Source organism: Aestuariivirga sp. (assembly GCF_020252395.1).
Taxonomy (GTDB): domain Bacteria; phylum Pseudomonadota; class Alphaproteobacteria; order Rhizobiales; family Aestuariivirgaceae; genus Aestuariivirga.
This window is the reverse complement of sequence record NZ_JADCDB010000009.1, coordinates 114856-140641: the sequence shown is the minus strand read 5'-3', so window position 1 is coordinate 140641 and position 25786 is coordinate 114856. Positions and strand designations below refer to the sequence as shown.

Here is a 25786-nt window from a genome sequence, read left to right as displayed (position 1 = left end):
TTATTATAAGCACATGACGGCATATTGCGGCATGATAGCGGCAAGCGGCCCGCGGAAATGTCTCAGGCACAACAATTCATGTGACATTCGGGGCGGAGACATCGAGGCTCATATGGCTGAGGCGGCCAAGAAGGATTGGTTGAACCGGCGCACCCTGACCTGGGCGGGCTATAACGTGGCCAGTTCGGTCTATTTTGGCGTCGCCTCGGCGGTGCTGTTGCCGCTCTATTTCCAGAAGCTGATGGCGGGCTTCGGCTGGGCCATCGGCTATTTCGGCGGCGCCACGGCCGCCGCACTGCGCGGCTTCCTGGCGGAAAGCGTGCCGCCCAGCAGCGGCGCAGAGGCCCGCACTGTTTGCGCTCATTGCGGCGCTGAAGGGCAAACAGGCGGCCCTGATGGCGATCCTGCTGCTGCTGGCGGGCAGCGGCGCGCTGGTGCTGCACCACGTGCTGCGCCGTGCTCCGCATAAGCAAGCGCCCGCGCTTTCCGCCCGGCTCATGGCCGACGGTTAGGGAATCGTGGCGGCAAAAGGAGCGGCTTGCGGCGCGAAAGACGCTCCACACCCAAGACCTGGCGCGGCTTGCCGTCCGCGAGTGCGGAGGCGCCCGATGGCCCGTTGCGCTGGCTCAGCAGGTCACTGTGGCCGCTTTCCCGTCCAGTCCTGCGCGCCGCGTGACCCCGCAGCCTCGGCAGGACTGCGCGCTGCAGCGCGGCCCAGCTCTTCCTCGATCCGCGGCAGCACCTTGCGCCAGAGTTCCTTCAGTTCGCGCAATTCCTCCGCTGTGGGGACCGGCCGCGGCTTCCGACTCATTTGCATATCTCCGTGATGGAGACAGATTAACGTGGGGGATTTAATGAATACGGTTGTAGCGGAGGTTAAAACCAACGTTTCCCGTTCAGGGATCGTTTACGCCAAGCATGCCGCGCGGTGGCCAAAGGCATCCGCGATGTGAGGAAATTCGGAGGATCTATGGCTGGATTGCTGTACTGTGGCGGAGAGAGTGGCTAACCACATTCGGCGTTCAGCCGGGAGTAGGATCAAAGTTTGAGTTGTTTGATTCGAACTCTGTTAGACAACTCAAACATGGCTCCGCCGTCTACCCTTCCTGCCAGAGCGCAGATGTCATCCCGCAAGATGAGCAAGCGTGCGGCTTGTCTCGTAACCGGGCTCTTGTAAACCGCCGAGCTGAGAAAGAAGCCCATTAGCTTCGAGTTGCGGAAAGCGTTGTATTTGGCCTTGTTGCGCGTGATGCGGCGATCCCCGGAGATGATGATCCACCTCCTTGCCATCCAGGTCGTCTCCCGCCATAAGACGCGCCAGTTGAGGAAGATTCACCGCTCTGCGGGTGCTGACATGACAAATGCGTTGCGGCTGGGAATTGCGGGCTTGGGCACCGTGGGGGTGGGGGTTCTTGACATTCTGAGCCGACATAGGGCGCTGGTCGCCGAACGGGCGGGCAAGCTGGTCGAGGTGGTGGCGGTGTCGGCCCGCTCCAAGGGCAAGGACCGCGGGCATGATCTGTCGATGCTCGCGTGGTACGATGACCCGGTCAAACTGGCGGCCGACCCAAATGTCGATGTCTTCATCGAATTGATGGGCGGCGAGGGCGGCCCGGCCAAGGCCGCCGTCGAGACGGCCCTGAAGGCGGGCAAGCATGTGATCACCGCCAACAAGGCGTTGCTGGCGCATCATGGCTCGGCACTCGCCCGGCTGGCGGAGGAGAAGGGCGTGGCGCTGAACTTCGAGGCCTCGGTGGCGGGTGGCATTCCGATCGTAAAGACGATCCGCGAGGGGCTGGCGGGCAACCGCGTGGGCAAGCTGTTCGGCATCATGAACGGCACCTGCAACTACATCCTGACCAAGATGGCCAACGAGGGCCGCGGCTTCGCCGACGTGCTGAAGGAGGCGCAGGCGCTGGGCTATGCCGAGGCCGACCCGACCTTCGACGTGGGCGGCTTCGATACGGCACACAAGCTTGCCGTGCTGACATCCCTCGCCTTCGGCACGGAGGTGAACCTCAAGGCCATCGACATCGAAGGGATCGAGCAGATCACGCTCGAGGACATCCGGCAGGCGGGCGAGATGGGCTATAAGATCAAGCTGCTCGGCGTTGCCGTCGCGAGCGAGCAGGGAATCGAGCAGCGCGTGCACCCGACGCTGATCCCCAAGGGATCGCCCGCGGCGGACACCGATGGCGTGTTCAACGCCGTGGTGGTGAAGGGCGATTTCGTGGGCGACCTGATGCTGGAAGGCCGCGGTGCGGGTGCCCATCCCACCGCCTCCGCCGTGCTCTCCGACATCGCCGACATCGCGCGCGGCAATTTCCGCCCGGCCTTCGGCATTCCGGCAAAGGAGCTGCGCCCCTACAAAGCAGCCCCCCAGAAGGCGCATGAAGGCGGCTTCTATGTGGCGCTCACACTGCAGGACAAGCCGGGTGCGGTTGCCGCCGTGGCGAAGATCCTCGCCGACGAGAAGATTTCGATCGAGTCCATCTTCCAGCGCGGCAAGCTGGAGAAGGACGAGACGCGCGCCACCGCACCCTTCATCCTCATCACCCACGACACGGTCGAAAGCGCCATGCGCGCGGCCCTCGAGCGCATTGAGAAGGACGGCCACGTGGCCGGCCGCCCGCGCATGATCCGGATCGAGAGGCTTTGACCACCGGCGCGAAGCCACGTCCCTTCCTCGGCGTCGAACGCTCGGCGTCGGCCCGGCGCTGGAAGGCGCGGCTCGACGACCAGAGGAACGCCGAGGCGATCTCGCAGCGCCATGATTTGCCTGAGATCATCGGCCGCGTGCTTGCCGCGCGCGGCGTTGGCGCGGATGAGGCCGACGCCTTCCTCAACCCGACCATCCGCACGCTGATGCCGCAACCCTCGGCCCTGCGCGACATGGAGAAGGGTGCGGCGCGGCTGGCGGAGGCGATCGCCGCGGGCGAGAAGATCGGCGCCATCGCGGATTACGACGTGGACGGAGTATCTTCCGCCGCGATGCTGTTGCTGTTTCTGAAGGCGGTGGGCTCGACCTGCGCCGTGCATATTCCGGACCGGCTCACCGAAGGCTATGGCCCGAGCCTCATGGCGGTCGAGAGCCTGAAGGCGCAGGGGGCCCAGGTGCTTGTGACACTCGACTGCGGGGTGATGGCGCATGATCCGCTGCTGCGCGCCGCGGAGCTGGGGATGACGGCAATCATCGTCGACCATCACCAGGCCGGCGAAATTCTTCCCGAGGCGTATGCCGTCATCAACCCCAACCGGCAGGACGATACCTCGGGCCTCGGCTATCTCTGCGCCGCCGGCGTGACGATGATCTTCATCGCCACCGTCAATAAGCTCTTGCGGCTGAAGGGCTGGTATGGCGGGAGCAGGCCGGAGCCCAACATGCTGCGGTGGCTGGAGCTGGTGAGCCTCGCCACAATCTGCGACGTGGTGCCGCTCAAGGGCCTCAACCGCGCCTATGTCACGCAAGGCCTCAAGATCATGGCGCGGCGCGAGAATCCAGGCCTCGCCTGCCTCGCCGATGTGGCGCGGCTGAAGCGCAAGCCCGACACATACGCGCTGGGCTACCTGCTGGGCCCGCGCATCAATGCGGCAGGCCGCATCGGCAATGCGGCGATGGCGCTCAACTTGCTGACCACTCAGGACAAGGGCGAGGCCGCGCAGATCGCGCAGGAGCTCGAGCGGCTGAACCGCGAGCGCCAGGAGATCGAGCTCGCCGTCGTCGATCAGGCGATGATCCAGGCCGACAACATGCTGGGCAAGGAGCGTCGCGGCAGCGTGCTCGTCGTCTCGGGCAAGGGCTGGCATCCGGGCGTTGTGGGGCTTGCCGCGGCGCGGCTCAAGGAGCGATTCTCCCTGCCAAGCTTCGTGCTGGCGGAGGACCGAGAAGGCAAGCTCGCCTCGGGGTCGGGCCGCTCGGTGCCGGGTGTGGACATCGGCTCCGCCGTGCGCGAGGCCTTCGAGGCGGGGCTGACCGTCAAGGGCGGCGGCCACGCCATGGCGGCAGGCCTCACCGTCGAGACGCCGCGATTGGGCGACTTGCGCGCTTTCCTCGAGGAGCGGCTGGGACCCCAGGTGGCCGCCGCCCAGGATCGGGCGCTGGCAATCGATGCAGCACTCACGGCGGGGGCGGCGACGCTGGAGCTGATCGAGCTTCTGGAACAGGCAGGCCCCTACGGCACGGCCCATCCGTCACCCATCTTCGCCTTCCCGGCGCACCGGGTGCTCTATGCCGCACCTGCGGGGGGCGACCACATCCGCTGCACCATCGCCGCCGCCGACGGCAAGAAGCTGAAGGCCGTGGCGTTTCGCGCGATCGGCACCGAGCTTGGCGAATTGTTGTTGAGCGAGAAGCAGTTAGCGCTGCATGTTGCCGGCCGGCTGACGATCGACGACTGGTCCGGCAGCCGCGTCCCCTGCCTCCACATCGAGGATGCCGCACGCATTTCGTGAGGCTTGCCAAGCCTGCCGAACCCCCTTATAGACCGGGCTCTCGCAAGCGAGAGCGCCCTTCGTCTATCGGTTAGGACGACAGCCTTTCACGTTGTAAAGACGGGTTCGACTCCCGTAGGGCGCGCCACTTCTTTGTGGACGGATCGATCATGCGATCGCCGGGGGCGGGGCAAAATTCCGGTAAGGTTGAAGGCTTGATTCCGATAAGGGGCTGGGGGACCGCGCTTCAAGCGGCTGGCCATTGCGCGCAACGCAGGCAGGACGCACCCACGTCCGGCGAACCGGACGTGGGTTGTCTCAGCCTCAGTGGTTGGCGCTGGAGGTCGATTCCTCAAGCGTGCGCATCACGGCGTCGAGGTTGAACGACGCGGGCTTTTGGCGCGGCGGGAACTTCTTGAAATTCTCGATCTGGCCGGCCACCGCGCCCTGCATCGCATAGACGATGTAGGCGTGGCTGATCACCCAGTCCCAGTAGGTGTTCGAATTCTCGTCCGCCCGCTCGAACGGGTCGCGCCGGAGGTTGAACATTTTCGGCGCGCGCAGCTTCACGAAGGGCTCGAACCAGCACTGCAGCGTCTTGGCGCGCTGCTCCATCAGCACCACCTTCCAGTCCTGCATGCGGATGGCGAGGATGTCGCCGTCGTCGCTGATGTAGAAGAAGGCGTTGCGCGGGCTCTCCTTCGCCTTTCCGGTGAGATAGGGCAGCATGTCGTAGCCGTCGAGGTGGACCTTGTAGGTCATCTTGCCGGCCTTGTGGCCCTTGAGAAGTTTTTCCTTGATGTCGGGCTCGCCCGCCGCCGAAAGGAAGGTGGGCAGCATGTCCTGGTGCGAGACGATGCCATTCACCACCGAGCCCGCCGGGATGTGCCTGGGCCAGCGCAGGAAGGCCGGCACGCGCCAGCCGCCTTCCCAGTTGGTGTTCTTTTCCGAGCGGAACGGCGTGATGCCGGCGTCGGGCCAGGTATTGTAGTGCACGCCATTGTCGGTGGAGTACATGACGATGGTGTCGTCCGCGATGCCGAGATCGTCGAGCACGTCCAGCATGCGGCCGATATTCTCGTCATGGGCCACCATCACGTCGTTGTAGTCGCCCTGACCGTTGCTCTTACCCTTGTGCTTGGGGGCGCAATGGGTGCGGAAGTGCATGCCGGTGGTGTTGTACCAGACGAAGAACGGCTCATCTGCCTTGTTCGCATCCTTGATGAAGCGCAGCGCGTGCTCCGTCACCTCGTCGTCGATGGTCTCCATGCGCTTCCTGGTGAGGGGCCCCGTGTCCTCGATCTTCTGTCCGCCCTTGCCGTCTGCCCAGCTGTGGATGACGCCGCGCGGGCCGAAGCGCTTCTTGAAATTGGGGTCCTTCGGATAGTCCGGGTCCTCCGGCTCTTCCTCGGCGTTGAGGTGGTAGAGATTGCCGAAGAACTCGTCGAAGCCATGCAGTGTCGGCAGGAACTCGTCCTTGTCGCCCAGATGGTTCTTGCCGAACTGGCCGGTGCGGTAGCCATGCGGCTTGAGCAACTCGGCGATGGTCGGGTCTTCCTTCTGGAGGCCAACGTCGGCGCCGGGCATTCCCACCTTGGTGAGGCCGGTGCGGATCGGGTTTTGGCCGCAGAGGAAGGCGGCGCGGCCGGCGGTGCAGCTCTGCTGGCCATAGTAATCGGTGAAGGCCACGCCCTCGTTGCCGATGCGGTCGATGTTGGGCGTGCGATAGCCCATCTGGCCGCGGCTGTTGTAGCTGATGTTCCACCAGCCGATGTCGTCACCCCACAACACGAGGATGTTGGGCTTCTTGGTCTTCTTAGGCGTGGTCGCCATCGCGTCGTCTCCCAGTTGAAGTTGAGTTTGGTCAGATCAGTCGCAGAAGCACGCTCATGAAGGCGAAGATGCCCACCAGCAACAGCACCAGCGCCACGGCGATGACGGGGGACTTGCGGCCCTCCGGCGTCATGCCGGCGATGGTTGCGTAATCGCCGCTCCAAAGATATCCGATGGTCCAGCGGTACTCCCACATCGACACGACAAGCGAGCCGATGCCGGCGCCGATCAGCGCGAGGCCCAGATAGTTCGGCGCATTGGGGTAGACCGCGGGCGCCGCACCCGGAATGGCCTGCATGCGCTCGAAAAACTGGACGATGGTGAAGCCGAAGGCGATGAGCGACACCGCGGTGCGAATCCAGGCAAGAATGGTGCGCTCCACCGCGAAGCGTGTCCGCATCCAGGCGAAATGCGCTTCCGCCGTGACTTTGACGGTGAAGCGCCCGTCGCCGGTGGCGGGTGTCTCGCTCATGTCTTGTCCTTCTCTGAAGCGCCAACGCCCATGAGCCGCGCCAGCCGCTGGAAGGGCCCCCGCAGCAGGAGATAGGGCACGAAGGCGAGCAGCACCGCCACAATCGCCGCCTCGCCGGGATAGAAGCTCTTGAACACGATCAGCTGATAGATGACGTCCATGGCAAGGCCGAGCAGGATGACGCGCGATGTGGCGATGATGCCGTCGTAGAGCCGGCCGGCGCGCGGCGCGGAGCCGGTGACAAGGCTCCAGAAATAGGGGGCCGCCCCGCCGCGCGCATCGCGCACCCCATCGGCGGCGGCGAGCAGGCCGGCCATCACCGGCTGCAGGATGAAGCGGAAGGTCATGGGGCCGCCGGGACGTTCGACGATCGAGGTGAAGACGCGCTCCCTCACCTCCGCCGAGAAGCCATGCAGCACGAGACCGAGGAGAGCCAGGATGATGACAAGAGCCGCCGCGAGCTGGGCGAGTACAAGCTGCGTCCTGGTCGCGGCCCTCGCCATCAGCCTGTCTTCTCCATGCGCTTGATGCAGCGGAAGCCGACATGGCTCATGGCGGTGTCGATGGGCTGCGCATGCCGCGCCGCGGGGCGGTAACGGCGGCAATAGTTCGGCGCGCAAAGATGCGAACCGCCCTTGACCACCTTGCGCGGAATCCTGAACTGCGGCTGGCGCGGGTCATAGCTCTGTGCCTCGCTCACGCCGCGGGGGTTGGCAGGAACGCAGCAGCTCTTCTGGGTGGGCGCGTGCTGTTCCGAATACCAATCGGTGGTCCACTCCCAGACATTGCCGATCATGTCGTAAAGGCCGTAGGGGTTGGCCGGGTAGGCGCCCACGGGCGAGGTGCGCTTGTAGCCATCCTCGGCGAGGTTCTGCCACGGGAATTGCCCCTGCCAGGTATTGGCCATGTGGCGTCCGCCGGGAACGAGCTCGTCGCCCCAGGCGAATTCCGCGCCCTCAATGCCGCCGCGCGCCGCGCGTTCCCACTCGCTCTCGGTCGGCAGCGATTTGCCGGCCCACGCGGCATAGGCCTCCGCATCGGGGTAGGAAATGTGAACGGCGGGATGATCCTCGATTCCGTCGAGAGAGCTGTCAGGCCCGTAAGGGTGGCGCCAGTCGGCGCCGGTAGTGAAGGTCCACCAGTTGGCATGGTTGGCAAGGTCGACCGGGTGATTGGGCGGTGAGAACACCATGGAGCCCGGCTTCAGCATCTCGGGCAGGATGCCGGGATAGTCTTTGGGGTCTGGCGCGATCTCGGCGAAGGTCACGTAACCGGTCTCGTCCACGAAGCGCGAGAATTCGCGATTGGTGACTGGCGCCACGTCGATCCAGAAGCCGTCGACCAGCACGCGGTGCGCTGGCCTCTCCTCCGGATAGTGCCGGTCAGACCCCATGAGAAATTCGCCGCCCGGCACGAACATCATCCCGGGTGCCGGGGAAGCATGGAAGGGGGCCGCCGCAAGGTCTGGATCACGCAATGTCATTCAGTCGCTGTCGTCCGCTCATTCCGCAATCGCTTCGTTCAAGGTGGCAATACGGCATTGCGCCTTCACGGAGTGGCAATTATGTGACGGCGCGAAGTTACCGCCGCACGCAGTTGCGGTAGGAGTAGTTGTAATAAACCTGCCAGCGGCTGGTGGAGGCGAGCAGACCCGCGCCGCCGCCGATGAGCGCGCCGCGTCCGGCATTGCGCCCGGTGTTGCGGCGGCTGCCGCTGGCAATTGCGCCGATGGCGGCGCCGCCGGCGGCGCCCGCAGCGGTGGTGCGGCGGGTGTTGCGGTCGGCATAGCGGCGCGCCTCCTGCGAGCACTGGCGGCTACGCTGGGCCGAAACATTGGTCGCGGCTTCGGCGCTGGTCGTGAAGCCGGGCGCGGTCACCACAACGGAGGCGACAAGCGCCAGACCGGCGGTGGAAACGCGGATGAGTGTCTTGAGCATGGCCGTGCCTCCTGTCACATAGATCAAATAAAACGGTAGTACGACTCGCGTCCCGGCACCAGAGGAATATGGAATGCAGCAGGCTATGGCTCCATCAGGCAGCGCGCCAGTTCGCTGCGGAAGCGGCGGTTGCGTTTCAGGCGCCACTCGCGGCTCATGGCGGCGATGCGGGTGTCGAGTTTCTCGACGTAGAGCAATGTCCACTGCCGCCCGTGAGTGGACTTCGCACCCGCGCCGGAGTTATGCTGCGCAAGACGGCGCGAGGGGTCGAGCGTCCATCCCACATAGGTTCGTACGCCATGCGGCGTAAGCGCGCCGAGCACATAAACAAAACCCGGCGGCCCGTTCGCGTTTTCGTTCTGGCAGTCTGGAGTGTCCGCTTGCACACCGGCCTTTGAAGCGAAATTCTGGAGCAAGCGCAACATCCGGTCGCCGCAGACCTCCCGGGAAACGCTGCAGGTTGAACTGCGCCCAGGCTAGCCGATCCACAAGGCCAGCCCCGAGAGGCTGCAGCTGAAGGCCGATGCCGGCAAGGGCAATCCCTTCTCCGATTTCCTCCTGAAGCTCGCGGCCGAACGCGGCATCCGGAAACTGCCGGACGCTCGCCTGACGCCGCCGATTCGCGAGCTGGTGGCCAGTGCCCCGCATGATTTCCGCCGCGTGAGCGCGGTCCTCGCCGATATTGCTCACGCCATGCTGGGCTCCGGTTGGGCGCAGCCGGAATTCACAGCGGCAGCGGCACGCCGGAGGAGGGCGAATCCGGCCCCAGCACGCGCGTCACAACGGCGCATGGACGCCTCGTGCATCCGCTTGCGGCGGAAGGGTGTTTGCCTTGTCCTGGCCTGCCTCAAGCATGGGGCAAGCAAGCGAATGCGGTTGCGAAGCGGAAGATGCACCAGGTTCGAAGGCTGGCGCAACTCTCCGCCCTTGACTGCCATGCACGTGATGGGCCGTGGCGCTAAGCCGCGTCGGCGGCGTCGTCTTCAGGGTCGGGCATGGCGCGCATCACCTGGGCAATCTCGTCGCGGGCGCTTTCGAAGGCGGCAACACAGGCGGGGTCGAACTGCTCGCCGGCGTTGTCATGGAGGAAGGTCAAGGCGTTGGCGACTGACCATGGGGTCTTGTACGAACGCACGCTGGTCAGCGCGTCGAACACATCGGCCACGGCGGCGATGCGGCCGACGAGCGGAATCTGCTCGGCGCGCAGCCGCTGTGGATAGCCCGAACCATCCCAGCGTTCGTGATGCGTGAGGGCGATTTCGGCCGCCATGCGGAACACGCGCGAGCGGCTGCCCTTGAGCATGTCGTGGCCGATGCGGGTGTGCTCCTCCATCGCCTTGCGCTCCTCGGGTGAAAGGAAACCCGCCTTGCGCAGCAGCGCATCGCTCAGGCCCGCCTTGCCGATGTCGTGCAGCGGCGCTGCGTGGCGGATGTCGTGGCAGAACTCCTCGGGCATGCCCAGATTATGCGCGAGGATAGCGCAATATCGGGCCATACGCTGGCCGTGCATGGGCGACTCCACGTCCCTGCAGCCCGCGACCTTCACCAGTGTTGCCAGATATTCCTCCTCTCGCGCGCTGATCTGGGAGGCTGTGGCGGGGTCGTCCCAGCCCGCTTCGGCCGACGCGGCATGGCGGGGACGCGCAAGGCTCTGGATGCGGGCGCGGAATTCGACTGGGTTGATGGGCTTGCCCAGAACCTCGGCAATGCCGGCCTCTTCGGCCCGCGTGCGCAGGGCTTCATCCGGCACATCGGCGGTGAGCAGGATGGGCTTGTTGCGGAATCGCGGATCGTCCTTCAGGCGCTGCGCGAGCGCGATGCCGTCCAGCGGAGCCATGCGGCTTGCCACCACCGCGACGTCATAGTCGATGCGCCCCAGGCTGGCGAGCAGCAGCTGGGCATCGGTCTGCAACAGCGTGGAGCATTCCGGCAGCTTGCGCACCAGCATGTCCATGAGGGCAAGGCTGGTGCGGTTGTCGTCGACGATCAGGACGGAGATTCGGGCGCTCATCGGATGATCCTTATGAAGCATGCTTGAGTGAGGGAACGAAGCGGATTCGCGCCGCCTCGGCGGCCAGAAGAAGCGGACCATCCGGTGCGAGCGGAGCAGACCGCAGTCCGCGCACCCGCGTGGCCAGCGCCGCGAGCCCGAGCGTCTCGGCAGTATCGAGCACCACCGCCAGCACGGCGTCCGCCGCCTCGGCGTCTTCCGCCACCAGACCGGCCTCGAACTGCGACTGCAGATGGGGCAGATCGGCCATGAACAGCCGCAGGATGTCACGCAGGCCCGCCTCGCCGACATCCGCGAGGAGGCTGGCCAGGCGTTGCACGTCCCACACCTCAAGGGGTGCGGATGGGGGGCCGGAGTCCGTGAGAGCATGCGCCGTCATGGCAGTCCCGAAAGGTCGATGGCGGGCAAGCCCGCGCGATGGACGAGGGGGGATGCCGGAACCTTCCGGCGGGCGGGGCGGCGTGATGCCTCGGCCCCGGGGGGCCGCCGCCTGCAATGGACTTCAGCTTTCCACAAACCCGTTAAAGTGTTTACAATCGAAGGTCAGAAATTTCCCGCCGCACATTCGCACTTCGCTTACCAAGCGGCGGGACTGGCAAGGAGGCACATGGCATGGCGCTGGGAAAGACGCTGCAGACCGAACTCGACGAGATCCGGGCCGAGCTGGCCAAGCTTCGCGCGGCGCAGAACCCGCCAGGCGGCGATGGGGCGCAAGGCGGCTCCCAAGAGCAGATCGCGGAACTGAACCGCCTCGTCCAGGACATGCTGGAGAATGCGGAAGAAACTATCGCCGGGCATCCGGTGGCCACCGTGGCGGGCGCGCTGGCGCTTGGCATCGTCATTGGCCGCCTCACCGCGCATTAGGAAAAACGGGTCATGAACCTTAACAGCCTCTCCCGCCACATCCGCCTCATCCTGCGCGGCGAACTGCTGCTGCTGCAGGCCAAGCTCGCTTTCGCCCTGAAGCGCTCGGCCTTTTTCGGCTTCGCGCTGCTCTTCGCAGGGCTGGGGCTGGTGTTCATCAACATGGGGTTCTTCGCCTGGCTTTCCCCACTGTGGGGGCCGGTGTGGACGCCCGCAGGCCTGGGCCTCATCAACCTCGCGCTCGCAGCGGCGGCGCTGGCGATCGCCGCCTTCGTCAAGCCGGGCCCCGAAATGGCGCTGGCGGAAGAAATCCGCGACATGGCGGCGGACTCGATCGAAACCGAGATACGCTCCGCGCCCCTGATGGGCGGCCTTGGCGGCGGGTCGATGGCGGGGCTGGCGCTGCCGGCAATCTCGACCATAATCGGCGCCATTGCGAAGCGGCGCAAGCACTCGGAAAAGGACGAGGCCTGACGCGCTACGGCACCGGCTTGAGGGATCGACCGCGGCGCGGCAGTTCGGGCAAGCGGGCCTTACTGCTTGATTCGCGGACCGGCGCCCGCGCCGGGCCGCGGCGAAATGGCCTGCGCCAGCCCCATGATAGCGGGGAAGGCCAGCGCCCAGGCGAGCCCGATCAGCGCCAGCGATACGGGCGGCGGCATATCCGCCGCCCCCATCTTGGCGCCTGTCCAATAGGCCAGCGGGCCGAAGACCAGGCCCAGCAGCGCCTGCAGCCCGGGACGGCCCATGAGCCAGCCGAGGCTGCCATTGGGCAGGCTGGCGAAACCCAGCCAAAGCGCCCAGACCCACACGGGCGGCAGCACGCCCAACACCGGCGTGCCGGCGAATGTCACCAGGCCCGCCGCCATGAAACCCGTCTCCAGCAGAATGCCGAAGAGTGCGATGGCCAGCACGGCGCACAGCTCCGCCCCGATAACCGCCCGGCTCACGAAAAGGTGAAGGGCGAGTACGGCGAGGGCGGGAATGGCGCCGATCCACGGCCAGCCGGCAGCACCTCCGGCCACCGCGGAAGCCCAGGCGGCGTCGAAAGCCAGGAACTGGAATAGGGCTTGGAAGGCTTGCATGCGGTCTGACGGGCCAATTTCTGCGTATGCTGACCGGGAAACAACAGAGGAGACGATCCGGCGATGCGAACCATGATCATTACGTGCGCCGTGGCGTTGCGGTTCTTGCCCGCCGGCCTGGCGCTGGCCCTGCTTGTGGCGCCTGCCGCGGCGGAGAAACTGGCCGACGCCCAGCTCCAATCCTTCATTAGCGGCAAGCGCGTCTACCTCGCCGTGCCGCTGGGTGGCGAGATCCCGCTTACCTACCGCGCAGGCGGCGTGGTCGACGGCTCGGGCGAGGCGGTGGGGCTTGGCAAGTACATGACGCCGAAGGACCGTGGCCGCTGGTGGGTGGCAGGCGAAAGGCTGTGCCAGAAGTGGCAACAATGGTATGGCGGCAAGACCTTCTGTTTCACGGTCACCAAGCTGACAGGCAACAAGATCAAATGGGTGCGTGACGACGGCAAGAGCGGGGTGGCCCGCCTGCGCCAAACCTCACCCAACGCCCCTTAGCCGGGCCGCGATGAACGGTGCGGCCAGCATCAGCGTGGCACTCCACAACACGCTGCCGGTGAATGGGTTGAGCGCGCCGGCCAGCGCCGCCCCGCCGAGACCGCGCAACGCGCCGATGGCGAGTTCGAACAGCAGGGTGAGCACCGCCCATACCGCTCCCAGCTGCAGCAACTGCCTGCGCGAGGCGAGCCCGGTCCAGCGGATGGCGAGCGTGGCGATGGCAAGCACCAGCACCGCCGCCACCGGCCAGCCCACACGCTCGGCCATGTGCGATCCCACGCGCGGCTCTAGCAGAAACCCGCGAAGAACGCCGTGGATCGTCTCCGCCAGCATGATGAAAAGCCAGATGAGCAGCCCGCGTGCCATGACGCGATTTTGGCGTGTGGGGCCGCCACCCGCAAGATGCTGTTGCCATCGCCGCCGCCGGCAACGATGATGCCGCGCAGGCGAAGGGGATGGCATGTTCGACGATCTGAAGGGCAAGGTTGTGGTGGTGACGGGCGGCGTCACCGGCATCGGCGGCGCGGCATCGCTCGCGTTCTCGGCGGCGGGTGCAAGGGTCTTCGCGCAGTATCTGGGCGGTGGGCCGGAACTCAGTGAGATCGAGAAGGCCGGCATCGCCACGCTGAAGCTCGACCTCACGGAGAAGGATGGGCCGGAAAAGCTCACCGGCGCCGCGCTCAACCGCTTCGGCCGCATCGACGTTCTTGTCAACAATGCCGGAAGCCTGGTGGGCCGCGTCGCGGCGACCGATCTCGAGGACGACTTCATCGACCGCGTGTTCGACCTCAACTGCCGCCAGCTCATCCACTGCTGCCGCCTTGCCGCGAAACTGATGAAGCAGCAGGGCTCGGGCAACATCATCAATGTCACGTCGATCGCGGCGCGCACCGGATCGAGCCCGGGCGGGGCGGTTTATGGCGGGGCCAAGGCCTTCGTCTCCGCCTTCTCCAAGACATTGGCGAAGGAATTGGCCGCCCATGGCGTGCGCGTCAACTGCGTGTCGCCGGGCACGATCCACACCGCGTTCCATGACCGCTTTTCGGACGAGGCCAAGCGCGAGGCGACGCGCAAGACGATTCCCATGCAGCGCCTCGGCGTGGCGCATGATTGCGCCGGCGCCTTCCTCTATCTCGCCAGCGATGAGGCGTCGGGCTACGTGACCGGGCAGGTGATCGAGGTCAATGGCGGGCAGTTGATGGCATGAGCCTCTCGACGCGCGAGCGCTCGCTTGATCCGGACGTCACAGCACCCGACGGTTCCGAGGTGCGGATCCTCGCCGCCACCTCGCGCGGCTCCATGGCGCAGTTTACGCTGCCGCCGCGGGCGGTGTCGAAGGCGGTGGCGCATCGCACGGTGGAGGAGGTGTGGCTCGTCACCCATGGGCAGGGCCGCATGTGGCGCAAGCTCGGCGACATGGAGGTGACGGCGGATCTGTGGGCGGGGATTTCGGTCTCGATCCCGGCCGGCGCGCATTTCCAATTCAGGAACGATGGCGAGGAGCCGCTGCACTGCGTCGGCGTGACGATGCCGCCTTGGCCTGGCATGGACGAGGCCTATGAGGTGAAGGGGGTGTGGTGAGGGCCTGGCCCGTCACCATGTTCCGGTATTCTGCATCGAGCTCCACGGTTCGGTCATCGGCAGCGCCTCACCCTTCTGGAGGAGCTCGATCGAGATGCCGTCGGGTGTGCGGATGAAGGCCATGCGGCCATCGCGCGGTGGGCGGTTGATAGTGATGCCGTGCTTCTGGAGGTTGGCGCAGTAGTCGTAGATATTGTCGACGCCAAGTGCGAGGTGGCCGAAGTTGCGGCCGCCGGTATAGACTTCCGGGTCCCAGTTGTAGGTCAGCTCGACCGGCGAATCCGGGCTTTCGGGGGCGGCGACGAAAACCAGCGTAAAGCGGCCCTTCTCGTTCTCGTAGCGGCGCTGCTCGACGAAGCCGAGCTTGTTGATGAAGAAGTCGAGCGACTGCTCGAGGTTCGAGACGCGGATCATGGTGTGGAGATATTTCATGGGGTCACCTCGTGAATGACGGACAGATAGAGGAACTGGCCCTTATGGTCCAGCGCGCCAGGCGGGCGGTGGTTTTCACCGGGGCCGGCATATCCACCGAATGCGGCATTCCGGACTTTCGTTCGCCCGGCGGCTTCTGGACGAGGTTCAAGCCCATCGACTTCAGTGAGTTCCTCGCCTCGGAGGACACCCGGCTCGAGGCCTGGCGGCGCTTCCTGGCGATCCGCGAGGCGATCGGCGATGTGGAACCCGGCCCCAGCCACCGTGCTGTGGCGCGGCTTGCCGGCATGGGGCACGTTTCGCATGTCATCACCCAGAACATCGACGGGCTGCACCAGGCCTCAGGCATCTCGGCGGAGCGCATTATCGAGATCCATGGCAACGCCACCCATGCCAAGTGCCTGTCCTGCGGGCTTCGCCACGAAATCGACTGGGTGAAAGACAAGATCGTGGCCACAGGCCGGGCGCCCCGCTGCACCGCCTGCGGCGGCATCGTGAAATCCGCCACGATCTCGTTCGGCCAGGCGATGCCGGAACAGGAAATGGCGGATGCGCGCGCCGCAACGCTCAATGCCGATCTCTTTATCGCCATCGGCTCATCGCTGCAGGTCTTCCCTGCGGCGGGTTTCCCGGTGCTGGCCAAGCAGAACCGCTCGCCGCTCGTCATCCTCAACCGCGAGGAGACAGGTCTCGATGGCCTCGCGGACCTCGTGATCCACGCTGACTCGGGCCCGCTGCTGGGCGCGTTGATGGGCCGCATGGGCGCCGCGTGATTCGGTGCGCTGCGGGCGAAACCTGGAGCGCCGCCTGCAATGCATGGGGCGCCGCGCGGTGCGGCGGTGCGGTGACGGTCCGGCGTCATGCCTTCGGGCGATGCCGGACTCAGCGCCCACGGCATGCGTGAATCGTCAGTGATTGCGGGTCTTTGCGGGGTGGCGCCTGATGCCGGCAGGCCGCACTTTGGGAATTCTGCATGGGCCGCTTGCGGTTTTCCAAACGGCCCATTTGGCAGGGCTGTACAAACGCCGCGGATTTGCGCAGATTGGGCAGGACTGGCGGCAGGGCTGAAGTATAAGCCGCACCGGGGACAGAGTTGGTGACATGGCGGTGAGCGGCGAAGTGAACGGCGAGCAGGTAACTCCACAGGCCGACTCGCCCGACAGCAACATTCGCATCTTGCAGGTCAGCGGGCTTGTGAAGTGGTTCGATGTCGGCCGCGGTTACGGCTTCATCATTCCCGACAACGGTATGCAGGATGTGCTGCTGCATCTCAGCTGCCTGAAGCGCGATGGGTTCGACGCGCCGCTCGAAGGCACACGCATCGTCTGCGAGGCTGTGGCCCGGCAGAAGGGTTACCAGTGCCTGCGCGTGCTGGCGGTGGACCCCTCGACGGCCATCAACCCGGTGGAGCGCCGCCCGCGCACGCACACCGCGGTGACGCCGTCCAGCGGCTGGATCCGCGCCAAGGTGAAGTGGTTCAACCGCGCCCGCGGCTTTGGCTTCGCCTCCGAGGGCGAGGGCCAGCCCGACATTTTCGTTCACATGGAAACCCTGCGCAAGACGGCGATCGCCGATCTGCAGCCGGACAGCTGGATCTACATCCGTTTCGGTGACGGCCCCAAGGGCAAGATGGCGGCGGAAGTGCGCCTGTCGCTCGAGGGCGGCCCGGCCCATACCCAGTAGGACAAAGTTCTGCAACAATTGAGCGGGAAGGACTGCAGGCCATGAAGAACCATGCCCTGACAATCATTCTCTGCGCCTTTCTCGTGCTGTTGCCCACTGGCTTGCTCCGGGCCGGCGAGGCACTGACCAAGATCGAGCCCCTGACCATCGCCACCGACGGCGATGCCATCATGTTCACCGTCGAAATCGCCGACACCGACACGACCCGGGAACGCGGTTTGATGTTCCGCCAGCGCCTGCCGGAGGGCCATGGCATGCTGTTCGACTTCGGCGACCCGCGCCCCGTCTCCATGTGGATGAAGAACACCTACATCCCGCTCGACATGCTGTTCATCCGGGCCGATGGCACGATTGCCTATATCGCCGAGAACACGGTGCCGAAGTCGCTCGACACCATCGGCATCACCGAGCCGGTCAAGGCCGTGCTGGAGCTTCCCGCCGGCACCGCCAGGAAGAAGGACATCCACTCCGGCAACGTGGTTTACCACCGGATCTTCGACAATGCCGAGGAACCGGGCGCGCCATCGCCCTGAGGAGCGCCCGAGCCTTGCCCGACGGTGACATTCCCGGTATGAGCGGAGCCCGGCGGAGGCCAAAATCGGGGTGTAGCGCAGTCTGGTAGCGCACCTGCCTTGGGCGCAGGGGGTCGTGAGTTCAAATCTCGCCACCCCGACCACCGGCCTCCCGCAGTCGATGAGAGGGAAGAGAGCCCATGTCCGTCCGCATCTACAAGCCCGCTCGCAACGCCATGCAGTCCGGCAAGGCGAAGCTTGACAACTGGGTGCTGGAATTCGTGGCCTCCGCGCCCCGCACGGTGGACCCGCTGATGGGCTGGACCTCCTCGGCCGACACCAAGAGCCAGGTGAAGCTCACCTTCGACACCAAGGAGGAGGCCATCGCCTATTGCGAGCGCGAGGGTCTGGCCTATCAGGTGCTGCCGGTGGCCCCGGTGGCCAAATTCATCAAGAAGTCCTATTCCGACAATTTCAAATTCGGCCGGTCCGTCAACTGGACGCATTGAGGTTTCAAGGACCCCGTAGCTCAGCTGGACTAGAGCAAGTGCCTTCTAAGCGGCGGGTCTGAGTGGAGAGAGTGTAAGAATATCAGATGGTTAGGGAGTCATGGTCCGCTTACGAACCGTTTCCCGAACCGTTATCAGAGAAATCACGGCCCCGTAGCTCAGCTGGATAGAGCAACGGACTTCTAATCCGTAGGTCGCATGTTCGAATCATGCCGGGGTCGCCAACTATCCCAAACACCAACTCGTAGCCGCCCTTTCGGGCCTCGCTGAGCAATGCTTTGCATCGTCCGTTCGCCGGAATACTCGCCCGGAAATATCTGGCGACTGCTACGACCGTGGGCACAACGTGCCCAGTGCCTGGCACTGTTAAATGTGCCGCCCTCTTGTTCTTTCGCCAGCTATGAGCCATCAAGTGCTCATGAGCTATCTCGAATCCCTCAAGAATCCACTTGCCAATGCAATCAATTCACTCAAGAAAAAGGGCATAGAAGCCGACAAACTCGAATTTGGGGGCGAGACGCCGCAACCAGCCAAGATCAGAGTGCCAAGTTTCGCCGACTCCAAATTTCAAGCAGAGCAAGCTCTTGGTGATTGGGCGGAAGTAACGCTAGCGGCGGCCCTCAACGATGCGATGACTGAGTATCGAGCCATTCACTATGGTTTCAGCAGCAAAATCATCGCTGGAGAGGAGGGATTCGATGAACACTACCGCAAAGGTATCAAGGATACCTGCAAGTACGGCAAGAGAGCGGACCTTCTGATCGTGAGGAACGATTGCTCTTTGGCGAATGACGTTTCGAACCTAGACACCGGCGAACTAGCAGGAGAGGTGGGCAAATCCCTTGGCGCGATTGAGGTTCGGTCGAGCCGAATGGAATCAAAGGTTCACGCCAAGTATGTTGCAGTACAACTTGCGGCCGGTAGGAAGGTAACTACACCAGAACTGAATTTTACGGTGAAGGTAGAGGACCTGATAAAAGTCTATCGGTGGATCGAAGTCCACGACAAGCCTCAGCTTTACACACAGGTGTTTCTCGACGCGGTTTATGCCGTCGGCATAAGGGAAATTCTGCAATACATTGCTTCTGCAAAAAAGCTGACTATTGAAAACCCTGCACGATCGCGCAAATATACGATATTCGTGCCTATCTCGGTGGGACACGGCGTTGGCGAAGTTTCCGAATACCCCAAGTTGGAAGTGGTGGACCGGCTCACAAAGAATGGTCGCCACGACATTTATGCGCGACCTCTTGGCGGGAAGATTCAAGTCGATGGGAAGCGCATATGCGACTTACTTCGAGCTTAGGTGCGGGACGCAGCCGCGCCTGCTTCATTGCAAATGGCGTCTGCGGCTTCATGCAGCGAGAGGTCAGTCGGCGTCGTGTTCAAGAGACTAAGTAAGTTAGCCATCTCGACCAGGGTCTCTCTTGGAACTTGCCTCAAGTCTGGCACTTGAATTGCCTTAAGGTCGTTGGGCTCGAACTTGTTCAACCCGCCTCCGTAAACCCTACCGTGCAACTTCGAAGATGCCCTGCTGGTGGCGGAATTTAAGCACAGCGTTAATGCGCGTTGATGAACAGTATCATTGCTCTTGGGGTATATGCAGTGAAAGTTGGTAAGGTTGCGCACACCAGCTTCATTGAAGACAAACTTGAGATCGCCTCTTCCGAAAACAGCTGACCAAATAGGCGCAATTTTGCGTTGCTCCATGCTGTACCACGGTCGACGGGCTTTCAGTAGGAACCGTGAAGTCAAACCCCCATCTTCTCCTGACTTGACGTAGCGTTGCTCTGCCTCTGTCAGCGGGTCCATAAGATTAAGCAGGAAGAGCTTTGCACCAGCAGCAACCGCGCTCTCAAACTCGATAGTGTCGTAGATCAGCCCCTTCACATCACTCGCCCTACCAACGCAAGGCAAGCAGCGATCTTGATTGATACCCAAGGTATCGAGTTGTTCACATGACAAGAGAAAGTACCCGTTCGCGCCGGTCGCAATGCCTCGACGGAAGGTCGCCAGCTCCTCAAGTGCGACCCAACCCGTCATTTGTCTATGCCGCTTCCCTTGGATAAGAGGCTCCCATTTCGCCGATTGTAGCAATTCAGTCTTTTGAAGCTCAGTGCGGGCACCGGAATCCTGAAGTTCACGCATAGACGCAGGCGCATTTTCGAAATCGATTCCTTTTAGATACCATCCCACGACGTTGTTCATTTTTTCTTCTCTACGAGTAAGATCGATGCAGTTGTCAGTGCATCTTGGAAAATATTTGAGCACCCTGAAAACATGACAAGCTGGCTAAGACCGCCATCGCTCAGCAGGAATTTCTTAAATGATGCCGAGAAGTTGGCATTCATCCATTCGGTGGGAATAAGGAACGCGCCTCTACCACCGCGATTCAACTGCACGCATGCCTTTACTACGAAATAGACGTACAAATTTGCAGATCGTGGAATCTCAAATCCGGCCCTCACACTGACCCGACTTCTAGCTTCTTCGTGTCCTGTTAATTCGCGATGGCGAATGTATGGTGGATTCATCGTGATTGCATCACATGGCTCGAAGGGCGAGTAGAGGAAGTTTTCGCAACGCACCTCAACTCTCTCTGGGTCTCCAAGATCAGCATTGGAAAGGATTGCCCTATCAAGTTCGTAGGCAACTACCTTTGTTTCTGGGCAACGGGCAAGTGCTGCGCGAGTCAATATTCCCGTGCCCAACGCAGGGTCGATAAGATAGCTTGGATTGGCTTCTGCGATCCAGTCAGCCATGAGCGCCGCCAAACGAGGCGGTGTAAAAAACTGCCCGTATCGTTTTCGATGTTCGCTACTTGCAGATTGAGCGTAACTCAGTTCGGCCTGTGCGTTTGGAATGGTGCTCTGAGCTGTGGCTAACACCGCTCGGTCCAGTGCGTTATGACTGATAATTTGCGTCTGGCTTGTGTGTGACACTTCGGACATCGACGTTAATGCGGCCAATGGAGTTTTGCGCTGAGTTGTAGCTCCACAGCACGGCGCGTCGCTAGCAAGCCGCCATGTTCCCAACTCCTTTGAGGTGCCATGTAGGAGATGAGTCGGGCAAGTGTGTTATTCACAATTTGTTCTCCATTTCTTATCCGGCTTTAGCGCGTCGTCCCACAGCGCGTCTAGAGCTATCCCTGTCCCGAAAGAGGAAAATTCAAGCAGAGTCAGTTGCATGATGGCTCAAACTCCACCGGCGTGGGAGCTGTCACATCAGTGGGGGACTCAGCTGTTGACTCGCGCCGGTCGGCTGGCCATGTTTGGGACAGGTGGGCCAGACTGGCGCACGGTCGCACAATCCCGGCTGGGAGCCCAAAGGGCGCGGCTAGGCCCTCATCACGGAAGCAAAGACCACCCGTGAGCCGACAAGCAAAGCGCAACATGCGCTGGCTGTCGGCCGCATAGTCATGTCCGGCTGCCAGCGCTCCAAAACAGGAGACTGGTAATGACAGAAGAACAAAACATCTCAGAAGTCGCAAGGGCGCTCGCCACACTTAACTTGGCCCGCCGCGCTCTGAGGCCCGGGATGGTCAAGGTCAAGCTGAAGCGGGGCAAGGTGGCTTTAGTGCAGGGGCCGGTTCGGCCCGCAATGGCAGACTTTGCGCACCTCATGCTCGCCCTCATTAAAAGCAGCAACACGGTCAACGGCGCGCTTGAAGCTGGCAGCCACATATCAATCCGCGAAGGAGATGGGCTGGAGTTGTTGATCCGCGCCTCGCTCTGAAACCCCGCACCGCCCGGCTCTCAGCCAGGCGGTGCTTCGCTGTCAGCGGAAAGGAGATAGACAATGGAAGCAGTGAGCTTTGATGCCGCAACTGCGCGCATCTTCAACCGGCGGCCCGGAGGGAGCCGCCACCTCGCATATCAGGATGCAAATGGATCCATCTGCCTTTGGTGCCACAGTGACCTTGCCCGGGGCGGGGTTGCGGTGAGTGCTGGTGCGGTGGAGTGGCTGGACGGGATGCCCGGTGCCCACTTCATCCGGCTCACCAATGCCAAGGGCGGGCTGGATCGGGTCCTTGCGGCTGACCAAGTGCCGCTCGGGCCGGTGCGCAGTGGCTACCATGGCACTTACCACATCGTTGACCAGCGTGACCTTGAGGTGCCGGACTTCTCGCCCGTGCCGTTTTGACAACCCCGCACCGCCCGGCGTGGTGTTGGGCGGTGCCTTCAACATCAAAGGAGAACAGAGATGACAATCAGTGAATTGCCCCCACATGTCCGCAAACTCCATGCGCGGATGGAAGCGGCGGAGCGCCGGAAGGTGCGGCGGACGATGGATTACCTTGAAGAGATGGCAGGCTTCGACTGGGGCTACTGCATCGGCATGGAGAGCCTGATGCAGCGCTTCGGCAACCTGATCGTACAACAGGTTCGCCACCACTTGGTAACCGGCAATCGTGACCATAGGGTCTTGCCGCCGGTGCTGGATACCATCGCCCGCTGGGCGGAATGGCATTCGGCGGAGTTTGGCGACCCGGAGAACCAGCACGTTGCCGAGGCTCTTGATGCAGTCACGCAAGCCGCAGTCAATGCGAGGCGCATTGTTGCTGAATATGAGGCCGCCCACTGACACCACCCCGAAAGGGCCGTGCGGAGTTGCAATTGCGCGGCCCTGAAATGTTGGCGCTTCTTGCTGCGTGTCGCGTGACCCCGTGAGCGTCCGCTTGCGGGGTCAGTGCAGGTTCGCCCGGGCGCGCTCCGCCTGAGTGGCGGCGGCAACGTACAGCCCATATGCCGCGAGGACCTTACCGGGCAGGCGGCCCGGTGAGGTGCGGCGTACAAGCTCTGGTGCGCGCTGCGCATCTGCGAATATCAGCTTGCCCTTTGGGCTGAGCCGGTAGGACACAATGCCGACAAGGGCCGCGAGGACCTGAGCATCAACCTCGTGCGCAGCGGCGAAGCGGATGGTGGACTTCACGCTTGGCCAGCGGTCAGGCTCGCACTCCCCGGCGAAGCGCAAGAGCGCCTCGTGCGCAAGGGCCATCCTCCGCCCAAACACAAGCGGGAGGCCAGCGACAAGCGTGCGGTCGCGCTCCTCAGCTGGCGTCATGCGCCCCTCCGGGTTCCGTATGCAGTGCCGACCACCTCGCCCTCAATGAGGGCCGGGACAAAGCCGCCCTGGGCTGTTGCCGCAACAAGCGTTGCGGTGTAGCCGGTGAATGCAGAGGGAAGGCCCAAGGGGGCAGCGAGCGCGTTGGCCGCAGCAATGGCGGCAGTTGCGTCCGCTGCATCGACAAGTGCGCCGTGGAGGCCAGCGGGGTTGCGGAGCTGTTCAGCGCCGCGCGGGCGTGAGAGCAAAAATAGAGCCATGGATTGTCACTCCTTGTTCGGGTTGTTGAGCGCGAGCTTCACGCGGTCCAGCGGGCTCACGCGTCCCCGCTCAAATTCACGGTTGCGCACGATTGCGCGCTGGGCCGCATTGCGCACGGCGGCGATTGCGTCCTGCATCTCGCGGACCTCCTTGCCGACCAGCGTGTCAGCAAGCTCATTGGCGGAGAACGGGCGGGACTTGGCAGGCATGCGGTCAACGATGCTGACAAGCGCAGCGCCTAGGACCTTGTTGTTGGATGCGGCCGCAAAGGCGGCCATCTGGCGAAGCTCAACGCTCGCAGCTCCGGTGAGCTGCTGCATGTAGGCAGTGCGCTCCGGTGACCCAAGCCCGGCGCGGGCGAGGACGGTGACGGGCGATGCCCAGAGCTGGGAGGTGGTGGACAGGCTGTCAGCGGCTGCATTCAGCTCGCGCAGCGTCTCCCAGCGCGTTTCAGAGCTTGCGTTCGTCACGCGGGTCAGCGCCTGTGCGGCGGCCTTGTGAGCGGCGGCTTCTTGGTCCTTGGGGGTGAAGCCTGCACGGGCGAGGCTCTCAGCCGTCTCAGCGGCGCGGGCGCACACTCCGGCTTCAAGGTCACTGACCACGCTGCCAAACTTCTCAGCGCGCCGTGCAACAAACTCAGCAAGCGAGACAACCTCGGCAACACTGAGGGCGGGCTTGTCCATTGGGGGGATTTGTAGGGCGGGTTCCGCCATGCCTTGCTCCATCGCAGGTGGCTGCACCGCCAGTGGTGCGCCTCTCGCAAGAAGATACGCCCCGGGCATGGGGCGCGCGACGGGAAAGGCTTGTTGTGTTACGCGGGCTCGCGGTACCAGCCGGACTGCGTTTCACCGGGCTTGCCCGGGGGCGGGCGTCCCGCGAAGGCGCGGGCGTCCGGCAGGTGTGCCTCAGGCTCAGATGCTGTGATCGCCAAGGCATAGCCGACAACAATCTCCGGCGCGTCTGAGATGAGGGCAACAACGGGCGAAGTCCGCCCGGGCGGCGTCCATGCCGCCTCGGCACGGGCGATGTAGCCAAGGTTCCGCAGGAGCCCTGCCGCGTGCCCATAAGCCTCAAGGCGCGTCTCAGCCATCGGCTCAGTCCCCGCGAACAGAGGAGGGTCTCATGTCGATGACCTCGCCCGGGTTCTCAGCAAGGAACTCCTCCACGCTCTGCTTTGTCGGCATGAGGATCACACCGCCGGTCCCGATGCTGACATTCACGTTGGCCTCAAACGCATCGCCCTCGCGGTAGCCATGGCGCGCCTTGAGCAAGAACATGGCCGGCACGTACTGCCCCGCCATCGCCTGTTCATGCAGGACGCCAACAAGCCGGTCATGCTCAACGGCGCGGCCCCGGTCTATGGCCTCCTGCACCGCCGGGTCACGGCGCTTGGCAGCCCGGAATGCGTCCTTGCCCATGCGCAGCGCCTTCGCAATCGTGGCCTCGGCAACGCCCCGGGCTGACAGCTCCTCAATGATCTTGAGGCCCTTCCTGCCAACACGGTAGGACGGCGCTCCTCCGCCAACCGTGGCAACGCGGCGCGATGGCGCGTCAAACCTCTCGCTGTCATCCTGCATGGACGGCCTCCCTGTCATATGCTTGGCAGACCCTTTGTGAGAGGCCCTTGCCGCACTTCAATTCGCGGGCAATGCGGTCCATCCCCATGCCCTGTTCACGCAGCGCCCGGATGGCTTCAACAATTCCGTCACCGGCGGGAGCGCGGCCTATCTGCTTGCCCATCAATCGGGCGCGCATCATCCCGGCCTTGGTGCGTTCAACGATCATGGCCCGCTCAAACTCAGCGAACACGCCGCTCATCTGCAACAGCGCGCGGCCCGCCGGGGTGGAGGTGTCAACGCCCTGTTGCTCAAGGATCAGGTCAATGCTCAGTGCACGGAGCGTCTCGAACAGCCCAACAAGCTGGTTGAGGCTCCGGCTCAGGCGCGAAACATCCCATGCGAGGAGGATGTCAAACTTGCGCCGGGCCGCGTCCTCCATCATCACCTCAAGCTGGGCTCGCGGCTTGCGCCCCACAGCGCCCGAGGCTGTCTCAACGTACTCTGCCACGACGCGGAAGCCCGCCCGGGCGGCAACCTCCCTCAGCCTGAGGAGCTGGTTGTCTGTTGTCTGTTCCCCGGTGCTGACCCGGGCATAGATGGCGGCGCGGCGCTCCATTGACGTTCTCTCCATTTCTGCAACCCATGGTAGAACATAGCGTGAACAGACACAGGCCGTCTAGCGGAAAGCACCCCTCAGGGGACCGGCTTGGGGGTGGGTTCCTTGCTGTAATCCCCGCCTTGGAATTGTTGGCGTTTCCGCCTGTTACGGGGAACACCTTTGCGGGGTGGACAGAGCCGTGCGCACCGGCCCAGCCAACGCGCGAAGTGACGGACCTTTTAGGGCGGCGCAAAGGATGTGGTTGCTTGCCAATATGCCCAGAAGGAAGCGCACCACCGTAACCCGCGCCGTAACCGACACCGTATCCCCCGGGGAGCTACGGCTAAGTTCCACCGTCGCTGGCTCTTTCCTTCCGTAACTCCCCGTAACCCCCTAAGAAGTATAGAGTAGAGGAGCAGGGCGTGGAGCGCGCCCGCCTTGGGCTTCCTCCGCTGCCCGCCG

The 25786-nt window shown here is 63.7% G+C and carries 38 protein-coding genes and 3 tRNA genes; 19 read left to right on the top strand and 22 right to left on the bottom strand.

Features of this window, described 5'->3' with window-relative positions; all coding sequences use genetic code 11:
- Nucleotides 1-139: 139 nt before the first annotated feature.
- Nucleotides 140-469: a hypothetical protein gene (locus IOC82_RS06775; RefSeq protein ID WP_290545419.1), complete on the top strand. Its 330-nt coding sequence runs from the start codon at nt 140-142 to the stop codon at nt 467-469.
- 165 nt (nt 470-634) lie between these two features.
- On the opposite strand, the gene IOC82_RS06770 is transcribed toward IOC82_RS06775, so the two are convergent.
- On the bottom strand, nt 635-811 hold the full coding sequence (locus IOC82_RS06770; RefSeq protein ID WP_290545418.1) for a hypothetical protein: 177 nt from the start codon (nt 809-811) through the stop codon (nt 635-637).
- Nucleotides 812-1038: 227 nt separating this feature from the next.
- Nucleotides 1039-1290, bottom strand: a complete 252-nt coding sequence (locus tag IOC82_RS06765) for a hypothetical protein (protein WP_290545417.1) — start codon at nt 1288-1290, stop codon at nt 1039-1041.
- Between the two features lie 64 nt (nt 1291-1354).
- Here IOC82_RS06765 and IOC82_RS06760 point away from each other — a divergent pair, with 64 nt between their 5' ends.
- From IOC82_RS06760 to IOC82_RS06750, 3 genes are all read left to right on the top strand, one after another.
- Nucleotides 1355-2659 carry a homoserine dehydrogenase gene (locus IOC82_RS06760; protein ID WP_290545416.1) on the top strand — a complete coding sequence of 435 codons (1305 nt, stop codon included), beginning with the start codon at nt 1355-1357 and terminating at the stop codon, nt 2657-2659.
- Complete coding sequence (gene recJ / locus IOC82_RS06755) at nt 2656-4452, top strand: single-stranded-DNA-specific exonuclease RecJ (RefSeq protein WP_290545415.1); 1797 nt, start codon at nt 2656-2658, stop codon at nt 4450-4452. Before IOC82_RS06760 ends, recJ begins: the two co-directional genes overlap by 4 nt.
- Nucleotides 4453-4504: 52 nt before the next feature.
- A tRNA-Glu gene (locus IOC82_RS06750) sits at nt 4505-4579 on the top strand.
- 176 nt (nt 4580-4755) lie between these two features.
- Here the strand turns inward: IOC82_RS06750 and IOC82_RS06745 are convergent.
- From IOC82_RS06745 to IOC82_RS17150, 9 genes are all read right to left on the bottom strand, one after another.
- Nucleotides 4756-6264 carry an arylsulfatase gene (locus tag IOC82_RS06745; RefSeq protein ID WP_290545414.1) on the bottom strand — a complete coding sequence of 503 codons (1509 nt, stop codon included), beginning with the start codon at nt 6262-6264 and terminating at the stop codon, nt 4756-4758.
- Nucleotides 6265-6295: 31 nt separating this feature from the next.
- Complete coding sequence (locus IOC82_RS06740) at nt 6296-6736, bottom strand: DUF202 domain-containing protein (RefSeq protein ID WP_290545413.1); 441 nt, start codon at nt 6734-6736, stop codon at nt 6296-6298.
- Entirely contained in the window at nt 6733-7239 is a 507-nt protein-coding gene (locus tag IOC82_RS06735; protein ID WP_290545412.1) for a hypothetical protein, read from the bottom strand. Before IOC82_RS06735 ends, IOC82_RS06740 begins: the two co-directional genes overlap by 4 nt.
- The gene (locus IOC82_RS06730) at nt 7239-8219 is read right to left on the bottom strand and encodes a formylglycine-generating enzyme family protein (protein WP_290545411.1); all 981 of its coding nucleotides are present in this window, start codon (nt 8217-8219) and stop codon (nt 7239-7241) included. Before IOC82_RS06730 ends, IOC82_RS06735 begins: the two co-directional genes overlap by 1 nt.
- A gap of 97 nt (nt 8220-8316) precedes the next feature.
- Nucleotides 8317-8673, bottom strand: coding sequence for a hypothetical protein (locus IOC82_RS06725; protein WP_290545410.1), 357 nt, complete (start codon nt 8671-8673; stop codon nt 8317-8319).
- Between the two features lie 83 nt (nt 8674-8756).
- The gene (locus tag IOC82_RS06720; protein ID WP_366935652.1) at nt 8757-9089 is read right to left on the bottom strand and encodes a GIY-YIG nuclease family protein; all 333 of its coding nucleotides are present in this window, start codon (nt 9087-9089) and stop codon (nt 8757-8759) included.
- Nucleotides 9090-9631: 542 nt separating this feature from the next.
- The gene (locus tag IOC82_RS06715; RefSeq protein ID WP_290545409.1) at nt 9632-10684 is read right to left on the bottom strand and encodes an HD domain-containing phosphohydrolase; all 1053 of its coding nucleotides are present in this window, start codon (nt 10682-10684) and stop codon (nt 9632-9634) included.
- Between the two features lie 10 nt (nt 10685-10694).
- The gene (locus tag IOC82_RS06710; protein ID WP_290545408.1) at nt 10695-11063 is read right to left on the bottom strand and encodes a hypothetical protein; all 369 of its coding nucleotides are present in this window, start codon (nt 11061-11063) and stop codon (nt 10695-10697) included.
- 123 nt (nt 11064-11186) lie between these two features.
- The gene (locus tag IOC82_RS17150; RefSeq protein WP_366935653.1) at nt 11187-11381 is read right to left on the bottom strand and encodes a hypothetical protein; all 195 of its coding nucleotides are present in this window, start codon (nt 11379-11381) and stop codon (nt 11187-11189) included.
- Here IOC82_RS17150 and IOC82_RS06705 point away from each other — a divergent pair.
- Together IOC82_RS06705 and IOC82_RS06700 are read left to right on the top strand one after the other, a co-directional pair.
- Nucleotides 11297-11548, top strand: a complete 252-nt coding sequence (locus IOC82_RS06705; protein WP_290545407.1) for a hypothetical protein — start codon at nt 11297-11299, stop codon at nt 11546-11548. The two genes, IOC82_RS17150 and IOC82_RS06705, sit on opposite strands and share 85 nt — an antisense overlap.
- Nucleotides 11549-11560: 12 nt before the next feature.
- Nucleotides 11561-12022, top strand: coding sequence for a hypothetical protein (locus IOC82_RS06700; RefSeq protein ID WP_290545406.1), 462 nt, complete (start codon nt 11561-11563; stop codon nt 12020-12022).
- Nucleotides 12023-12081: 59 nt separating this feature from the next.
- Here the strand turns inward: IOC82_RS06700 and IOC82_RS06695 are convergent, their stop codons facing one another.
- The gene (locus IOC82_RS06695; protein WP_290545405.1) at nt 12082-12633 is read right to left on the bottom strand and encodes a DUF2878 domain-containing protein; all 552 of its coding nucleotides are present in this window, start codon (nt 12631-12633) and stop codon (nt 12082-12084) included.
- Between the two features lie 72 nt (nt 12634-12705).
- Between IOC82_RS06695 and IOC82_RS06690 the strand changes: the two genes are divergently transcribed.
- Nucleotides 12706-13125 (top strand): hypothetical protein, encoded by a 420-nt coding sequence (locus tag IOC82_RS06690; RefSeq protein ID WP_290545404.1) that lies wholly within the window; start codon nt 12706-12708, stop codon nt 13123-13125.
- Here the strand turns inward: IOC82_RS06690 and IOC82_RS06685 are convergent.
- Complete coding sequence (locus IOC82_RS06685) at nt 13108-13491, bottom strand: hypothetical protein (protein ID WP_290545403.1); 384 nt, start codon at nt 13489-13491, stop codon at nt 13108-13110. The genes IOC82_RS06690 and IOC82_RS06685 overlap by 18 nt on opposite strands.
- Nucleotides 13492-13585: 94 nt before the next feature.
- Here IOC82_RS06685 and IOC82_RS06680 point away from each other — a divergent pair, with 94 nt between their 5' ends.
- A complete protein-coding gene (locus IOC82_RS06680; RefSeq protein ID WP_290545402.1) occupies nt 13586-14332 on the top strand; it encodes an SDR family oxidoreductase in 747 nt (248 codons plus the stop codon).
- A complete protein-coding gene (locus IOC82_RS06675) occupies nt 14329-14706 on the top strand; it encodes a cupin domain-containing protein (protein ID WP_290545401.1) in 378 nt (125 codons plus the stop codon). Before IOC82_RS06680 ends, IOC82_RS06675 begins: the two co-directional genes overlap by 4 nt.
- Before the next feature lie 12 nt (nt 14707-14718).
- On the opposite strand, the gene IOC82_RS06670 is transcribed toward IOC82_RS06675, so the two are convergent.
- Complete coding sequence (locus IOC82_RS06670) at nt 14719-15138, bottom strand: VOC family protein (RefSeq protein ID WP_290545400.1); 420 nt, start codon at nt 15136-15138, stop codon at nt 14719-14721.
- 44 nt (nt 15139-15182) lie between these two features.
- Between IOC82_RS06670 and IOC82_RS06665 the strand changes: the two genes are divergently transcribed.
- From IOC82_RS06665 to IOC82_RS06635, 7 genes are all read left to right on the top strand, one after another.
- Entirely contained in the window at nt 15183-15911 is a 729-nt protein-coding gene (locus tag IOC82_RS06665; RefSeq protein ID WP_290545431.1) for a Sir2 family NAD-dependent protein deacetylase, read from the top strand.
- Nucleotides 15912-16239: 328 nt separating this feature from the next.
- Nucleotides 16240-16821 carry a cold shock protein gene (locus IOC82_RS06660; RefSeq protein ID WP_290545399.1) on the top strand — a complete coding sequence of 194 codons (582 nt, stop codon included), beginning with the start codon at nt 16240-16242 and terminating at the stop codon, nt 16819-16821.
- Nucleotides 16822-16862: 41 nt separating this feature from the next.
- Nucleotides 16863-17354 carry a DUF192 domain-containing protein gene (locus tag IOC82_RS06655; RefSeq protein WP_290545398.1) on the top strand — a complete coding sequence of 164 codons (492 nt, stop codon included), beginning with the start codon at nt 16863-16865 and terminating at the stop codon, nt 17352-17354.
- A 66-nt stretch (nt 17355-17420) separates the two neighbouring features.
- Nucleotides 17421-17497: transfer RNA gene (locus tag IOC82_RS06650), tRNA-Pro, on the top strand.
- Nucleotides 17498-17533: 36 nt separating this feature from the next.
- The gene (locus IOC82_RS06645) at nt 17534-17842 is read left to right on the top strand and encodes an ETC complex I subunit (RefSeq protein WP_290545397.1); all 309 of its coding nucleotides are present in this window, start codon (nt 17534-17536) and stop codon (nt 17840-17842) included.
- A 147-nt stretch (nt 17843-17989) separates the two neighbouring features.
- A tRNA-Arg gene (locus tag IOC82_RS06640) sits at nt 17990-18066 on the top strand.
- A gap of 194 nt (nt 18067-18260) precedes the next feature.
- Complete coding sequence (locus IOC82_RS06635) at nt 18261-19148, top strand: AccI family restriction endonuclease (protein WP_290545396.1); 888 nt, start codon at nt 18261-18263, stop codon at nt 19146-19148.
- Here the strand turns inward: IOC82_RS06635 and IOC82_RS06630 are convergent.
- Together IOC82_RS06630 and IOC82_RS06625 are read right to left on the bottom strand one after the other, a co-directional pair.
- Nucleotides 19145-20050: a hypothetical protein gene (locus tag IOC82_RS06630; protein WP_290545395.1), complete on the bottom strand. Its 906-nt coding sequence runs from the start codon at nt 20048-20050 to the stop codon at nt 19145-19147. The genes IOC82_RS06635 and IOC82_RS06630 overlap by 4 nt on opposite strands.
- Nucleotides 20047-20793, bottom strand: a complete 747-nt coding sequence (locus IOC82_RS06625; protein WP_290545394.1) for an N-6 DNA methylase — start codon at nt 20791-20793, stop codon at nt 20047-20049. The genes IOC82_RS06630 and IOC82_RS06625 overlap by 4 nt, the downstream gene beginning before the upstream one ends.
- A 505-nt stretch (nt 20794-21298) precedes the next feature.
- On the opposite strand from IOC82_RS06625, the gene IOC82_RS06620 reads away from it, so the two are divergent.
- The 3 genes from IOC82_RS06620 to IOC82_RS06610 all read left to right on the top strand — a co-directional run bounded on the left by IOC82_RS06620 (nt 21299) and on the right by IOC82_RS06610 (nt 22426).
- Nucleotides 21299-21577: a hypothetical protein gene (locus tag IOC82_RS06620; RefSeq protein WP_290545393.1), complete on the top strand. Its 279-nt coding sequence runs from the start codon at nt 21299-21301 to the stop codon at nt 21575-21577.
- A 63-nt stretch (nt 21578-21640) separates the two neighbouring features.
- Nucleotides 21641-21985, top strand: a complete 345-nt coding sequence (locus IOC82_RS06615) for a hypothetical protein (protein ID WP_290545392.1) — start codon at nt 21641-21643, stop codon at nt 21983-21985.
- A gap of 60 nt (nt 21986-22045) precedes the next feature.
- Nucleotides 22046-22426, top strand: coding sequence for a hypothetical protein (locus IOC82_RS06610; RefSeq protein WP_290545391.1), 381 nt, complete (start codon nt 22046-22048; stop codon nt 22424-22426).
- A 102-nt stretch (nt 22427-22528) separates the two neighbouring features.
- Here the strand turns inward: IOC82_RS06610 and IOC82_RS06605 are convergent, their stop codons facing one another.
- From IOC82_RS06605 to IOC82_RS06580, 6 genes are all read right to left on the bottom strand, one after another.
- Nucleotides 22529-22906, bottom strand: coding sequence for a hypothetical protein (locus tag IOC82_RS06605; protein ID WP_290545390.1), 378 nt, complete (start codon nt 22904-22906; stop codon nt 22529-22531).
- Entirely contained in the window at nt 22903-23166 is a 264-nt protein-coding gene (locus IOC82_RS06600) for a hypothetical protein (RefSeq protein ID WP_290545389.1), read from the bottom strand. Before IOC82_RS06600 ends, IOC82_RS06605 begins: the two co-directional genes overlap by 4 nt.
- Nucleotides 23167-23172: 6 nt before the next feature.
- Nucleotides 23173-23880, bottom strand: coding sequence for a hypothetical protein (locus IOC82_RS06595; protein WP_290545388.1), 708 nt, complete (start codon nt 23878-23880; stop codon nt 23173-23175).
- Between the two features lie 98 nt (nt 23881-23978).
- Nucleotides 23979-24257, bottom strand: coding sequence for a hypothetical protein (locus IOC82_RS06590; protein ID WP_290545387.1), 279 nt, complete (start codon nt 24255-24257; stop codon nt 23979-23981).
- 4 nt (nt 24258-24261) lie between these two features.
- Complete coding sequence (locus tag IOC82_RS06585; protein ID WP_290545386.1) at nt 24262-24744, bottom strand: hypothetical protein; 483 nt, start codon at nt 24742-24744, stop codon at nt 24262-24264.
- Nucleotides 24734-25342, bottom strand: coding sequence for a recombinase family protein (locus IOC82_RS06580; protein WP_290545385.1), 609 nt, complete (start codon nt 25340-25342; stop codon nt 24734-24736). Before IOC82_RS06580 ends, IOC82_RS06585 begins: the two co-directional genes overlap by 11 nt.
- Nucleotides 25343-25786: the final 444 nt, after the last annotated feature.